This window comes from Amycolatopsis alba DSM 44262 (assembly GCF_000384215.1).
GTDB lineage: Bacteria > Actinomycetota > Actinomycetes > Mycobacteriales > Pseudonocardiaceae > Amycolatopsis > Amycolatopsis alba.
The window spans coordinates 5,087,926-5,102,006 of the sequence record NZ_KB913032.1 but is presented as its reverse complement, the minus strand read 5'-3'; the positions used below and the strand labels follow the sequence as shown (position 1 = coordinate 5,102,006).

13 protein-coding genes are annotated in these 14,081 nt (G+C 67.1%); 6 read left to right on the top strand and 7 right to left on the bottom strand.

What is annotated here, in order from left to right:
* The first annotated feature begins 346 nt into the window (after nt 1–346).
* The 4 genes from AMYAL_RS0124480 to AMYAL_RS0124465 are packed head-to-tail and all read left to right on the top strand — an operon-like array spanning nt 347 to nt 4,735.
* On the top strand, nt 347–1,354 hold the full coding sequence (locus AMYAL_RS0124480) for an FkbO/Hyg5 family chorismatase (protein WP_026467404.1): 1,008 nt from the start codon (nt 347–349) through the stop codon (nt 1,352–1,354).
* Nucleotides 1,351–2,808 (top strand): class I adenylate-forming enzyme family protein, encoded by a 1,458-nt coding sequence (locus AMYAL_RS0124475; protein ID WP_026467403.1) that lies wholly within the window; start codon nt 1,351–1,353, stop codon nt 2,806–2,808. The genes AMYAL_RS0124480 and AMYAL_RS0124475 overlap by 4 nt, the downstream gene beginning before the upstream one ends.
* A complete protein-coding gene (locus AMYAL_RS0124470) occupies nt 2,805–3,701 on the top strand; it encodes a DMT family transporter (protein WP_020633893.1) in 897 nt (298 codons plus the stop codon). Before AMYAL_RS0124475 ends, AMYAL_RS0124470 begins: the two co-directional genes overlap by 4 nt.
* Entirely contained in the window at nt 3,698–4,735 is a 1,038-nt protein-coding gene (locus tag AMYAL_RS0124465; RefSeq protein ID WP_020633892.1) for a 3-deoxy-7-phosphoheptulonate synthase, read from the top strand. The genes AMYAL_RS0124470 and AMYAL_RS0124465 overlap by 4 nt, the downstream gene beginning before the upstream one ends.
* A gap of 50 nt (nt 4,736–4,785) precedes the next feature.
* Here AMYAL_RS0124465 and AMYAL_RS0124460 read toward each other — a convergent pair whose 3' ends face one another.
* Genes AMYAL_RS0124460 through AMYAL_RS0124440 form a run of 5 tightly spaced genes read right to left on the bottom strand, consistent with a single transcriptional unit; the run spans nt 4,786 to nt 9,359 of the window.
* Nucleotides 4,786–5,994: an acyl-CoA dehydrogenase family protein gene (locus tag AMYAL_RS0124460; protein WP_020633891.1), complete on the bottom strand. Its 1,209-nt coding sequence runs from the start codon at nt 5,992–5,994 to the stop codon at nt 4,786–4,788.
* Complete coding sequence (locus AMYAL_RS0124455; RefSeq protein WP_020633890.1) at nt 5,991–6,860, bottom strand: SDR family oxidoreductase; 870 nt, start codon at nt 6,858–6,860, stop codon at nt 5,991–5,993. The genes AMYAL_RS0124460 and AMYAL_RS0124455 overlap by 4 nt, the downstream gene beginning before the upstream one ends.
* A gap of 11 nt (nt 6,861–6,871) precedes the next feature.
* Nucleotides 6,872–7,717: a MaoC/PaaZ C-terminal domain-containing protein gene (locus AMYAL_RS0124450; protein WP_020633889.1), complete on the bottom strand. Its 846-nt coding sequence runs from the start codon at nt 7,715–7,717 to the stop codon at nt 6,872–6,874.
* Entirely contained in the window at nt 7,714–8,145 is a 432-nt protein-coding gene (locus AMYAL_RS0124445; protein WP_020633888.1) for a type II toxin-antitoxin system Rv0910 family toxin, read from the bottom strand. The genes AMYAL_RS0124450 and AMYAL_RS0124445 overlap by 4 nt, the downstream gene beginning before the upstream one ends.
* A 20-nt stretch (nt 8,146–8,165) precedes the next feature.
* Nucleotides 8,166–9,359, bottom strand: coding sequence for a thiolase C-terminal domain-containing protein (locus AMYAL_RS0124440; RefSeq protein ID WP_020633887.1), 1,194 nt, complete (start codon nt 9,357–9,359; stop codon nt 8,166–8,168).
* Between the two features lie 181 nt (nt 9,360–9,540).
* On the opposite strand from AMYAL_RS0124440, the gene AMYAL_RS0124435 reads away from it, so the two are divergent.
* Nucleotides 9,541–10,491, top strand: coding sequence for a hypothetical protein (locus AMYAL_RS0124435; protein ID WP_245193019.1), 951 nt, complete (start codon nt 9,541–9,543; stop codon nt 10,489–10,491).
* 9 nt (nt 10,492–10,500) lie between these two features.
* The gene (locus AMYAL_RS0124430) at nt 10,501–11,208 is read left to right on the top strand and encodes an RraA family protein (protein ID WP_020633885.1); all 708 of its coding nucleotides are present in this window, start codon (nt 10,501–10,503) and stop codon (nt 11,206–11,208) included.
* A 132-nt stretch (nt 11,209–11,340) separates the two neighbouring features.
* On the opposite strand, the gene AMYAL_RS0124425 is transcribed toward AMYAL_RS0124430, so the two are convergent.
* Both AMYAL_RS0124425 and AMYAL_RS0124420 read right to left on the bottom strand, forming a co-directional pair.
* Nucleotides 11,341–12,156, bottom strand: coding sequence for a ThuA domain-containing protein (locus AMYAL_RS0124425; protein ID WP_020633884.1), 816 nt, complete (start codon nt 12,154–12,156; stop codon nt 11,341–11,343).
* Between the two features lie 3 nt (nt 12,157–12,159).
* Nucleotides 12,160–13,989: a glycoside hydrolase family 3 protein gene (locus tag AMYAL_RS0124420; protein ID WP_020633883.1), complete on the bottom strand. Its 1,830-nt coding sequence runs from the start codon at nt 13,987–13,989 to the stop codon at nt 12,160–12,162.
* Nucleotides 13,990–14,081: the final 92 nt, after the last annotated feature.

Genomic DNA, 14,081 nt, shown 5'->3' with positions numbered 1-14,081 from the left:
TCTGCCTGCGGATGGCGTAAGACACGAGGGCACTTTGTGCACCCCTAAGGGGCAAGCCGCCGGCTTTCGCTCACTTGAGCGCCCCGGCCACGAAACGTTTTCGGCATCGACCCCTCGGTCTCGTTGCCGAAAACGTAGGGATCTCCCGCACCGAAGCCCGAGAAACTCATCCGTGCTCCGGCGTCCCGGTATTTCAAGAGTCCAATCGGGCGATTCCCATTTTCGCCGTTTACAGTTGACCTTGCGGCCGGGCTGCGGATAGATTTCCGATCGGCCCGCTCGGCCCGGATATTCACGCAATGACGCGAACCGCAGGGCCGCGATTCTTGTACTGAGGGGAATTCGGATGTCGAGTTTTGTCGACCTGCTCAACTCGCCGAGGGAAACACGGCCGAACATAAAATTCGAGCAACCAGGAGAACAAGCGGACAGCCAGCACGTTCTTGCCCGCGTCGCATTCGAAAAGAATGGGTTCGCCCCTGAATTGCACAAGGGCGTACCGACGGTGGGCGTACCGATGACCACGGAGACCGAGCCGGGATTCCACGAGGTTTTCGCCGCTTCGGGTCCGGTCGTGGCAGGCCGGGAAGGCGGCCTGGTCTACGCCGTGGACGGCCGCCATCTGTTCTGTTCCATCCAGGTCACCGAACGCGACGTCTATCGCGACGCGGCCCGGATCGCCTACGACTCCGCCTTCGAACTCGCCACCCGTCTCGGCTATCCGAACATCCTCCGCATGTGGAACCTGGTCGGCGGCATCATCGACGACAACGCGGACGGCGTGGAGATCTACCGCGACTTCTGCGCGGGACGGTCCGAAGCCTTCGCCTTGTGGTCGGGCAGGATCCTCCACATCCCGGCGGCGACCGGGATCGGCACCCGAGGCAACGGCGTGTACCTGTACTTCATCTCCGGACGCGCCGACGCCGAGGTCCACCACCTGGAAAACCCCCGGCAGACTCCCGCCTACCACTATCCGGAAAGCTACGGCCCCAAGGCGCCGAGCTTCGCGCGAGCCACCTTCGCCGACGGAATCCTGTACATTTCCGGGACCGCGAGCATTATCGGCGACGAAACAGTGCACAAGGGAAACATCTCGGGTCAGGTCGATGTCACCCTGGAAAACATCACGACACTGATCAGCACGGAAAATCTGGGGAAAGTCCGCGCGGAAGGCGGCTACACCCTTCGCGACCTCGACCTGATCAAGGTTTACGTCAGCCGCCCCGAAGACATCCCGTTCGTCCGCTCGCGGTGCGAGGAAGTCTTTTCCCCCGACGCACGGGTCGTCTATCTGAACGTCGACATCTGCCGCCCCGATCTGCTCGTCGAAATCGAGGCGATAGTCCAATGAATCTGGCCTCTCACCTTGCCACCCTCGCCGACGAAAAAGGCTGGTCAGGACGAACGGCCTACCGTACCGGCGATGTGACGGTGTCTTACGCGGAACTGTATGCCGGTTCGGCACGATTCGCCGGCGGGCTGGCCGCACGCGGGGTGAAGGCGGGAGACCGCGTCCTGCTGCTGCTGCCCGACAGTGTCGAACTCGTGCAGGCCGTCCTCGGCACGATCCGGCTGGGCGCCGTGGCGATCCCGGTCAACACCTTCATTCACGAGACGGCCATCCGGCGCGCGGTCGAAACCGCGGGTGCTTTCCTGGTCATCGCGGAACCGGGGACACCCGGCCTCGACCAGGTCGCCCCGGTCGCTCCCGCACAACTCGCCTGCCATGAGCCGAAAACCGGGTACTTCCCGGCTCACGCGGACACGCCGGCGTTCGCCTTCTTCACCTCCGGCACGACCGGGACCCCCCGGCTCTGCTTCCACACCCATGGTGACCCGGAGGTCTACGACCAGGCCATCGGCTCGGTGGTGGACCTCGCGCCGGAGGACGTCACCCTTTCCGTGTCGCGGATGTACTTCTCCTACGGATTCGGCAATTCCATCCTCTTGCCGCTGCTTCGCGGGGGTTCGACGGTACTCAGCCGGGAGCGGCTCACCGAATCCGCGGCCTTGGAGCTGATCACGCGGCATCGGGTTTCGGTCCTTTATGGACAGCCGAGCTTCTACGCCCGGCTGCTCCAGCACCCCTTCACCGCGGCACTCCGCGGCCTGAAGCTGGCGCTGGTCGCCGGTGAACCGCTGCCCGAAAGCGTCGAAACCACGCTCCGCGAAACGCTCGGGGCGAGATTCCTCAACATCTTCGGCACCACTGAAATAGGACACGCCTTGATCGCGAACACCCTGTCCTCGCACCGGGACGGCACCATCGGCCGGATCCTTCCGCCGTACCGCATGCGGATCGTCGACCGGCTGCGCCGCGAGGTGGCGGCCGGGGTGGAGGGGAAGCTGGAGGTTCGCGGCCCGACGATCGCACCCGGCGTCCCTCGCGGCTCCGACACCCCGCTGCGGACGCCGGACGACTGGTACGTGACCGGCGACGCCGCCACTGTCGACCCCGACGGCTTCGTCCGCTTGCACGGCCGTCTGGACGACATCGAGATCGTCGGCGGGCAGAACGTGCATCCCGCCGAGATCGAAGATCTCCTGGTGAGCCACCCCGCCGTCCGCGCGGCCGGTGTCTGTTCGGTACGCCGCGAGTCCTCCACGACTTCACTTCGCGCCCACGTCGAACTCGACGAGGGTGCCGAGCCGGAGCAGGTGATCGCCGAGATCGGCTCCCTGACCCAGAAGCACCTGAGCTGGTACGAGATCCCGGAGGACATCATCGTCGTCGAATCCCTTCCCCGCACCCCGGTCGGCAAGCTGGACCGCCGGGCGCTCCGGACGCTGGCGGCGGTCCGATGAGCACCCGGACCGAGGTCGAGACCGGGGTCGACGTCAAGGCCGTCGCCGCGATCGCCGTCACGCTGGTGCTGTGGGCATCAGCCTTCGTCGGCATCCGCTTCGCCGGTGCGCACTACGAGCCTGGCTCGCTCGCCTTGGGCAGGCTGCTGGTGGGCGCGCTCGCCTTGGGGGCGATCGCGGTGGTCAAGCGCACTCCGCTCCCGCCACGCAAGGCCTGGCCCGGCATAGCCGGTGCCGGTGTCTTCTGGTTCGGCCTGTACATGGTCGCGCTGAACTGGGGCGAGCGCTATACCGACGCGGGGACGGCGTCGCTGCTGGTCGGGATCGGCCCGGTGTTCGCCGCGATCCTCGCCGGGATCGTCCTGAAGGAAGGACTGCCCCTCCCCCTGGTGATCGGGCTGGTCGTCGCTTTCGGCGGCGCGGCGATCGTGGGACTCTCCTCGCAGCACGGCTCCTCCAGCGCCCTCGGCGTCGCGCTCTGTCTGCTGGCGGCGGCGGGTTACGCGGTGGGAGTGGTCTCACAGAAACCGGCTTTGAATCACGCCACCGCGTTGCAGGCCACGACCTTCGGTTGTGTCGTCGGTGCCGTCGCCTGCCTTCCGTTCAGCGGTCAGCTGATCCACGATGTGGCCACCGCGCCGGCGTCGGCCACCTGGTCGGTCGTCTACCTGGGGCTGCTGCCCACCGCGCTCGCGTTCTACACCTGGGCATACGCGTTGTCCCGGACACCGGCGGGCAAGCTCGGCGTGACCACCTATGTGGTCCCGGTGATCGTGATCGCGCTGTCCTGGCTTTTCCTCGACGAGGTACCCACGCTGCTCGCCATCCTCGGCGGGGCTCTTTGCCTTGCCGGAGTCGGCGTTTCCCGGACCAAGAAACGGAGAGCGCAGTGACCACGATCCCCGGCTACGAACTGTTGCCGAGTCCAGCGGAACTGGCCGACGAACATCCCGTTCCAGCCCGGCTCGTCGACCAGATCCGGGAACACCGCTCGGAAATCACCGACGTGCTCAACGGCAGCGACGGACGGGTGCTGGCCGTTGTCGGCCCGTGCTCCGTCCACGACCCGGTCGCGGTCATCGACTACGCCGAACGGCTGGCGAAGTCGGCCGAACCGTTGAAGGACCACTTGCTCGTCGTGCTCCGGGCATACCTGGAAAAGCCGCGGACCGCCGTCGGCTGGAAAGGTTTGCTCCACGATCCCTGGCTCGACGGCTCCGAAGACATCGCCGGCGGCCTGCGCGTGGGCCGCCGATTCCTGATCATGGCCGCGGAGAGCGGGCTGCCGCTGGCGGGGGAGTTCGTCGAGCCGATGCTCGCCCCTTACCTGAGCGATCTCCTCAGCTACGGTGCCATCGGGGCCCGGACGGTGGCCAGCCAGTCGCACCGGGAGCTCGCGTCCCAGCTGCCGATGCCGATCGGGATCAAGAACGGTCTCGACGGTGACCTGTCGGTCGCCACCGCCGCGATTCACTGCGCCCGCACCGCGCAGCGGCACCCGGCCGTGAGCGAACACGGCGCTCTTGTCGTGCGAAGTTCGCCCGGCAACCCGACGGCGCACCTGATCCTCCGTGGCACCTCGGCCGGGACCAACTACGACCCGGAGACCGTGGACGCGGCCATCGAGGGGTTACGCGCCACGAAGTCCTTGGACCGTGTCGTCGTGGACGCGTCGCACGGCAACTCCCGCAAGGACCACCGCCGCCAGCCCGGCGTCATCGCCGACATCGCGGGCCGGATCGCCTGCGGTGAGAGGGGAATCGCGGGGGTCATGATGGAGTCGTTCCTCGAAGAGGGACGACAGGACCACCCGGCGCCCTATGGGGTGAGCATCACCGACGCCTGCCTCGACCTGAGCAGCACCATGTCGGTGCTGGAGTCGCTCGCCGACTCCGTGCGGATGGGCCGGTCGGTCGTCCTCGGGTGACGTGTCGTGAGAGGTCCCCGTGGGATTCCGTTCCACGGGGACCCTCACCTTCACCGGCCCAGCAGGCCTTTCGCGATATGCGTCACCTGGATCTCGTTGCTTCCCGCGTAGATCATCAGCGACTTCGCGTCCCGCGCCAGCTGCTCCACCCGGTACTCCGCCATGTACCCGTTCCCGCCGAACAGCTGCACGGCCTCCATCGCGACCTCGGTGGCCGCCTCGGACGAGTACAGCTTCATCGCCGAAGCCTCGGCCAGCGTCGGCATCTTGCCCGCGCGCAGCGTCTCGATCAGCTGGAACACCATGTTCTGCACGTTGATCCGCGCGACCTCCATCTTCGCCAGCTTGAGCTGGATCAGCTGGAACCGCCCGATCTCCTGGCCCCACAGCTTCCGGTTCTTCGCGTAGTCCACGCACAGCCGGTGACACTCGTTGATGATCCCGAGCGCCAGCGCCGCGACCCCGATCCGCTCGACGGCGAAGCCCGACTTCACCTCGGCCTTGCTGTCGCCGTCGCGGCCGGTCTCGGACTCGCCGAGCAGCCTGTCCCGCCCGAGCCGGACGTCGCTGAAGAACAGCTCGCCGGTCGGCGACGACATCATGCCCATCTTCTTGAACGGCTTGCCCTGCGTGAGCCCCGGCATGCCCTTGTCCAGCACGAACGTCAGCACCTTGCGGTCGCGGACCGCCGAGCCGTCGTCCAGCTTCGCGTAGACGATGATCGTGTCGGCGTACGGACCGTTGGTGATGAACGTCTTCTGTCCATTGAGGACATACTCGTCACCGTCGCGCCGCACCGACGTCTTCATCCCGCCGAAAGCGTCCGAGCCGGAGTCGGGTTCGGTGATCGCCCACGCGCCGACCTTCTCGAACGTCGCGAGCTCGGGCAGCCAACGTTCCTTCTGCGCCTGCGTGCCCTTGGTCAGGATGGTCTGCGCGGTCAGCCCGATGCTCACACCGAGCGAGGCGACGATACCGAGGCTGACCCCGGCCAGTTCGCTCACCGCGATGAGCGCCATCGCCTCCTGCCCGCCGAAAGCCAGGCTCCCGCCGCCGGAGCCACGCTCCTTGGACAGCAGTTTCGTCACCGATTCCCGCGCGAGCGCGTCGATGCCGAAGGAGGCGAACATCTTGCGGATGAGGTCGTACGGCGGCAGCGTCCCGCTTTCCAGCGCGTCCAGCTGCGGCCGGATCTCCTTGTCGACGAACTCGCGGATCGCGTCCCGGATCAGCAGTTCGGTCTCGGACCACTCGATCACGGCAGCCTCGCGGCGATGTCGTCGATTTCCCAGGCTTCCTCGGTTTCGATCACCTTGACGTCGTGCCAGCCCGCGAGTTCCGAGATCGCGCCGCCCTGCACCGCGAACACCTTGCCGGTGAGCGGGCACTTCTCGGTGGCGAGGTAGGCCACCAGCGGCGAGATGTTCGCCGGGGAGAACGCGTCGAACTCCCCTTCCTCGACCTCTTGGGCGAAGATCGCGCCCATCCCCGGCGTCGCCAGCGTGAGCCTGGTGCGTGCGATCGGCGCGATCGCGTTGACCCGCACGCCGTACCGCTCCAGTTCCTCGGCTGCCACCAGCGTCAACGCGGCGATCCCCGCTTTCGCCGCGCCGTAGTTCGCCTGCCCCGCGTTCGGCAGCGTGACCCCGGACGCCGAGGCGGTGTTGATCACCGAACCCGCGACCGGTTCACCGGCCTTGCTCGCCGTCTTCCAGTACGCGGCCGCGTGCCGCAGCACCGCCGCGTGCCCCTTGAGGTGCACGGCGATCACCGAATCCCACTGGGATTCCTCAAGTCCGGCAAGGAAAGCATCGCGCAGGATCCCCGCGTTGTTCACGACGACGTCGAGCCTGCCGAACTCGCCCACCGCCTGCGCGACCAGCTCCTCGGCGCCCGCCCAGTCGGCGACGTTCGCCGTGTTGGCCACGGCCTTCCCGCCCGCCGCGCGGATCTCGTCGACGACCTCCTGCGCCGGGCCGACATCGGCCCCGCTGCCGTCGTTCGCCCCGCCGAGGTCGTTGACCACGACGCTCGCGCCCTCCCGCGCGAACAGCAGCGCGTGCTCGCGGCCGATCCCGCGTCCGGCGCCGGTGATGACGGCGACGCGCCCGTCGAGTGCTCCCATGGCTTTTGCTCCTACTCCGCGAATTCCGCGAGGCCGTCCTTGATCACGACGGTCTCGCCGACGGTGGTTTCGAACGCGTAGCTCCCGGCGCCCGCGCGCCAGATGTGCGTGGTCAGGTCCTGGCCGGGCAGCACCGGCTTGGCGAACCGGACGGCGAACCGCTTCAGTTTGTCCACATCGGACCCGGCGACCTCGGTGAGCAGGGCCCACGACGTGAAGGCCATGGTGCACAGGCCGTGCGCGATGATCCCCGGCAGTCCCGAATCCTTCGCGACCTCTTCGTCGAGATGGATCGGCATCGGATCACCGGCGGCGGGCGCGTAGCGGTACGTCTGGTCGTCGTCGACGTGCTGGTTCACCTTCGCCACCGGCGCCTGCGAGCGCAGCGCGTCGTCGAACTTGTGCTCCGGACCGAGTTCACCGCGCGTCTCGCCGGTGTCGAACCCGCGCACGAACAAGGTCACGTACTGCTCGTTGACCAGGTCGCCGTCCTCGGTCCGGCATTCGAGGTGGATGGTGCCGCGCGTGCCGTTCGGCAGGCCTTCGTAGCCGGTCATGCGTGCCCGCGACACGAGTTTGTCGCCGGGCCGGATCGGCCGGTGGAACCGGAATTCCTGTTCCCCGTGCACGATCCGGCCGAACAGCCCGACCGGGACGACCTCGAGCGCGGGTTCCATCAGCGACTCGAACACCGGCACGATCGCGAACACGGGGCTCGCGACGTCCCCGGCGAGATGCGCCGGGATCGGGTCGTTGGTGGCCTTCGCGTAGTCGATGAGGCGCTCGCGGGTCACCTCGAACCGGGACTCGTCGGTCCACTTGCCGAGCCCGCCGGGATCGAACCGCTCGTCGGTCACGCGACCAGCGCCTTGAAGTTCTTCAGCGACGCGTCGAGGTTCTTCTTGCCGTCCTTCTCGACGGCCTTGCCGAGCGCGCCGACGATCATCTGACCGGCGAACTCCGCGTCGATACTGGCGAGCGAACCGTCTCCGGACGCCTGCACGGAAAGCTCGAACTTGACCTTCACCCCGGCCATCCCGGTCCCGGAGATCGCCAGCTTCGACGGCGCCTCGAACTCGTCGACGGTCCAGGTGATCGTGTTCGGCATCCCGAGCATCGTGACGACCTCGGAAGCCTGCGCGCCTTTGGAGAACTCGGCCGGGACCTCGCCCTTCCACTTGGTGTGGATGGTCAGCCACTTCTCGAAGTTGTTGGGGTTGGAGAACTCCGCCCAGACCTTGCCGGGGGCCGCGGGGAGTTCGACGGAGGCACTGATCTTGCCCATGGTTGTTCCTTTCGGTGAGATCAGCGCTCGGCGCGCTGGTAGGCGGTGACGACGGCGGCGCCGCCGAGTCCGATGTTGTGCTGGAGTGCGGCTTCGACGCCGTCGACCTGGCGTTTGTCTGCGGTGCCGCGCAGCTGCCAGGTCAGCTCGGCGCACTGCGCGAGGCCGGTGGCGCCGAGCGGGTGGCCCTTGGAGATCAGCCCGCCGGAGGGGTTGACGACCCACTTGCCGCCGTAGGTGGTGTCCCCGGAGTCGACGAGCTTCCCGGCTTCCCCTTCGGCACAGAGCCCGAGCGCTTCGTAGAGCAGGAGCTCGTTGGCGGAGAAGCAGTCGTGCAGCTCGATGACCTGGAAGTCCTCCGCGCCGAGCCCGGCCTGGTCGTACACCTGGCGGGCAGCCTGGACGTTCATGTCGTAGCCGATGATGTTCTTCGCGGTGCCGTCGAAGGTACTGGCGAAGTCGGTGGTCATCGCCTGCCCGACGACCTCGACGGCCTGACCGGCGAGCCCGTGCGAGTCCACAAAGGACTCGCTGGCGAGGATCGCCGCTCCGGAGCCGTCCGAGGTCGGGGAGCACTGGAGCTTGGTGAGCGGGTCGTAGATCATCCGCGAGTCGAGGATGTCCTGCAGCGAATAGCTTTCCTGGAACTGCGCGTACGGGTTGTTCACCGAGTGCCGGTGGTTCTTCTCGCCGATCTTGGCGAAATGCTCGGCCGTGGTGCCGTAGGTCTTCATGTGCTCGCGGCCCGCCGCGCCGAACATCCACGGCGCGGGCGGGAAGAGCACTTCGGAAATCTCCGCGAGAGCCTGGAGGTGCCTGCCCATCGGCTGCTCGCGGTCGTCGTAGGTCGAGCCGAGCGAACCCGGCTGCATCTTCTCGAACCCGAGCGCGAGCGCGCAGTCCGCGCGGCCGCCGCGGATCGCTTCCGCGGCCAGGTACAGCGCGGTCGACCCGGTCGAGCAGTTGTTGTTGACGTTGACCACCGGGATCCCGGTCATGCCCAGCTCGTAGACCGCGCGCTGCCCCGAGGTCGACTCGCCGTAGACGTAGCCGACGTAGGCCTGCTTCACCTCGTCGAAGGAGATCCCGGCGTCTTCGAGCGCCTTGGTCCCCGACTCCCTGGCCATCTGCGGGTAGTCCCAGTCCTCGCGGCGTCCGGGTTTCTCGAACTTCGTCATGCCCACGCCGACGACGTACACCTTGTTGGCCACCACGACGCTCCTTGTCGTTGCCGGGTCGCTGCTGAACCTGAAGATACAGACAGGACTGTATTTATCAACCCCTTACATACAATCCTGAACGGATGTTACTTACGGCACGCTGAGTGTCAGGTGACGCAGACGAGCGGTCCGCACCCCCGTTAAACAGGGAGAACACCACTCACAGGGGGTTTCGATGAGAAGAACGAGCTTGGTCCTGGCCGCCACCGTCGCCGCCGGGCTGCTGTCGACGGGCACCGCGTCGGCGAGCGACTGGACGATGAGCTACCTGCCGTTGCCGCCCGGCGGCAGCGGCACCGCACGGGTGGCAGGCACGAACGGCGCCGGGGGTTACGCGGGGACCGCCGACGGGAGGCTGGTCACCTGGAACGGCGGGACCGTCGTGGACCACGGCGTCCCGGACGGCTACACCAGGGTCGAAGCGGCGGACGAGAACGCGTCGGGTTCCGTCCTCGGCAGCGCCGTCTACTACTCGGAAGGGAGCCACTACCCCGGCAAGCACGCCTTCGCCTTCGAGAACGGCGAGTTCCAGTTCCTGGGCAAGGTTCCGGGCTACTACAACTCGCAGGCCCTCGGCACGAACGACCGCGGCGACGTCGTCGGCACGGTGTTCAACGACATCCGCTATGGCTCCACAGCTGCTTTCTGGCCGTCCGGCGACCGCGAGCACCCGGTGAAGCTGGACGTCCCGCCGTTGCTCTCCCCCGTCGACATCGACCAGGACGGCACCATCCTGCTGAACGAGCAGTTCGGCGGTACCTGGCTCTGGAAGGACGGGGTGCTGCGGCAACTCGTCCTCCCGGACGGCCTCCGCGAATCACGCGGGATCGCGATCCGGAACGGGAAGGTGCTGGCCTCGACGCAGCTGGGCGATCGGCTCTGGACGGCGTTCGACACCTCCCAGGAGGTACCGAGCGGCATGTCCACCATGGCACTCAACGGGTCCGGCCTGGTCACGGGATGGGTTTCGCCGAGGATCCCCACGGCGTGGTCTCCGGGTGACCCGGTGACGGCGCTCCCCTCACCTGGCAACGCGTACGGCACCGTCGTGGGCGAGAACGGCGAGATCGCCGGAACGCTGGAGAGCGGCATCGACGGCATCCCCGTGGTGTGGCGCCGTGGCTAAAGTCGGGATATGGATCCCGAAGAGCTTCGGCAGCGGTTCGCCCTGCTGACCACCGCGCATCTGACCGACGGCTGCGTCCGCGCCGGCGTCCCGGTCCGGTGCGCGCCCGCCGGCACGCACGCGGTCGTGCCCGGCAGCCGGGTCGCCGGGCGGGTGACCCCCGCCCGGCACGTCGGCAGCGTCGACGTCTTCCTGGAGGCGTACGAGATCGCGAACCCCGGCGATGTCCTCGTCGTCGACAACCGCGGCAGGCTCGACGAAAGCTGCGTCGGAGACCTCGCCGTCCTCGAAGCCGAAGCGGCCGGGCTGAGCGGCGTGGTCATCTGGGGGCTGCACCGCGACACCGGCGACATCAAGAAGATCGGGCTGCCGGTGTTCAGCCTCGGCTCGATCCCGACCGGCCCGCTGTCGGTCTCGGCCCGCCCGGACGGCGCGCTCGATTCGGCCGTCGTCGGCGAGTGGACGGTGACGCGGGAGGATTTCGTGTTCGGCGACGAGGACGGGGTCCTGTTCGTCCTGGCCGACCGGGCGGACGAGGTCCTGGACCGCGCCGAGGCCATCCGCGACACCGAACGGCTCCAGGCCGAGCGGATCCGCTCCGGAGAGTCCCTTCGCGAGCAGGTCCGCTTCGCGGACTTCCTCGCGGAGCGCGCGAAGTCGCCTTCGCTGACGTTCCGGGAGCACCTGCGCGCGGTCGGCGGCGCCATCGAGGAGTAGCAAGGGACCTTTGCTATCACCTGAGGGCTCGGGTGCGTGGGTGCGTGGGTCAATCCGTGAAGGCCTCCTTGAGGGACTCAGAGTCCCTCAAGGAGGCCTTCACGGACTTACGTGCCCTGCCCGGCGCCGTGCTTACGAGGTCTTCGCGCCGCCGAGCCACAGCAGGCCGTCGACGGTGAAGCGGTTCTGCACCTCACTCGCGAAGGTCGACGACAGCGGCTGGTTCGTCTCGTAGTTCATCTTGTTGTGGCCGAAGTTGGCGTACAGCATCTTGTACTTGTTGTTGGTCCAGAGGATCGGGTAATACCCGCTGTACCAGGACTGATTCGGGTCGGTCCCGAGCGGGAAGCTCACCGGGTCCACCGACGCGAGGATCTTGATGTCCGGGTTCTTGCGCAGGTCGTTGTTCCAGGCATACCACTCGCTCACCGAAGAGGTGAACGTCGCGGGCAGCCGCGTGGTCGACGGATGCGGCTTGTTCTCCACCTTCAGCGTCGCCGTCGTCGGCCCCCAGGTGTTGGACTTGAAGCCGCCCGTGCCGAGGAACCTGTTGTGGTACCAGTCCCAAGCAGACGGGTTGGTATTGAAGGCCGCCACATGGAACCCGAAGAACGCGCCGCCCGCGTTCATGTACCGCTCGAAGCCCGAGCGCTGCGCCGAGGTCTGCGGCAGGTCGTCAAGGAACAGCACGACCTGGTACTGCGAGGGCTGCAGCGAGTTCAGCTGGTTCCAGTTGTTGGTCGCCGTGTAGCTGAAGTTGTTCTGCGACGCGGTTTTCGGGAACCACTGGTTGGCTTCCTTGACGAAACTGATGTGCGCCGCGTCGTAGGTCCCGTTGTAGAACGCCAGCACCTTGAACGCGGGTGCCGCTTGCGCCGTCACCGGGGCCAGTGCCAACGCGAGACACGAAACGAACAGCAGAGCGAGCCGGACCGCGAATCTCCTCATACCTCACCACCCATGCCGATAGCGAAGGCCGAACCCGAACGGGAACAGCCCGGACTTTCCATCGCCGACGTTGATCGGCTGCTGGTCAGCACTGCGCATCCATGTCACCGGCAACCTGCCGGTCGGGTTGTAGTCGCCGAAGAGCACGTCCGCGACGCCTTGGCCTTCCGAACCGGGCAGCCACGACGCGATCAGCCCGTCCCACGACGGCAACTGCCCGGCGATGTCCAGCGGCCGCCCCGAAACGAGCACCACAACGGTCGGGACGCCACTGTCCTGAAGCCGCTTCAAGGTCGCCAGGTCTTCGGCGTCGAGCCCCATTCCCTCCGGCTTGTCACCGCGGCCTTCGGCGTACGGCGTCTCCCCGACCACCGCGACCGCGACGTCGTAGGACTTGTCGATCCCGTTCGCGTCCTTGTCGAAGGTGACCGTGGACGAAGGTTTCGCGGTGTGCCGGATCCCTTGCAGGATGGTCGTTCCCTCGGTGACCGGGCCGCTCTTGCCCTGCCAGCCGACCGTCCAGCCGCCGCTCTGATTGCCGATGTCGTCGGCGCTCTTGCCCGCGACGAAGATCCGGTTGCGCGACTTGTCCAGCGGCAGCACCCGGTTCTCGTTCTTCAGCAGCACCTGCGATGCGCGGACGGCCTTCCGCGCGAGGGCGCGGTGTTCGTCGCTGCCGATGGTCTTGATGAACCGGCGGTCGGTCAGCGGCCGTTCGAACAGGCCGAGCTCGAACTTCTTCGTGAGGATGCGCCGGTTCGCGTCGTCGATCCGCGCCTGCGTGACCCGTCCGGCGAGTACTTCGGCCTTCAGCGTGTCCATGAACTTCCGGTATTCGAAGGGCACCATGACCATGTCGATGCCGGCGTTGATCGACGCGGTGACCTCGGCCGGGGTGAAACCGGGTTGCCGGTCGATCTGGTCGATGCCGTTGTAGTCCGAGATGACGATGCCGGAGAACTTCAGTTCACCCTTGAGCACGTCGTTGATCAAGTAGGAACCGGCGTGCATCTTGAGGCCGTTCCAGCTGCTGTAGGAGATCATCACCGAACCGACGCCACGGCGGACGGCCTCGCGGAACGGCGGCAGGTGCACCGCGCGGAGTTCGGCTTCGCTGATGTCGGTCTCGCCTTGGTCGTCGCCACCGGTCGTGCCGCCGTCGCCGATGTAGTGCTTCGCGGTCGCGAGGACCGAGCCCGGCGCGGACAGCGAACGGCCCTGCATACCGTCGATGGCCGTCGTCATCGCGGAGGCGATTTCCGGTACCTCGCCGAAGGATTCGTACGTCCGACCCCACCGGTCGTTGCGCGCGACGCACAGGCACGGCGCGAAATTCCAGTCGATGCCGGTGCCCGACACCTCTTCGGCGGTCGCGCGGCCGATCTTCTCGACCAGCGCGGGATCGCGTGTCGCGCCGAGGCCGATGTTGTGCGGGAAGACCGTCGCGCCGTAGAGCCCGTTGTGGCCGTGGACGGCGTCGACGCCGTAGATCAGCGGGATGCCGAGCCGGGTGGCGAGTGCTTCCTTCTGGAAGCCGTCGTACATGTCGGCCCAGGTGGACGCGTTGTTCGGGGTCGGCTGGGAACTGCCTCCGGAGAGCAGGGAGCCGAGCATTCCCTTGGTGACGTCGCCGGGCGCCTTGATGCCGAGGCGTTCGGCCTGCGTCATCTGGCCGATCTTCTCGTCGAGGGTCATCCGCGACAGCAGATCGGCCACGCGGACCTTCACCGGCCGCCAGGCGTCCCGGTACGCGGGGCCGTTTCCGGCCAGTGCCGGGGTGTGCGACCCCAGCAGGAGCGCGGCGGCCAGTATCCCCAGGGTGAATCTCCGCATCCGGGTCCTCCTCGACACACGGGGCGTAAGTTCAAGGCTTGAATTAACGCATGACGAAGATCCATGGTCTAGACCTGCGAAAAAGACGGTTC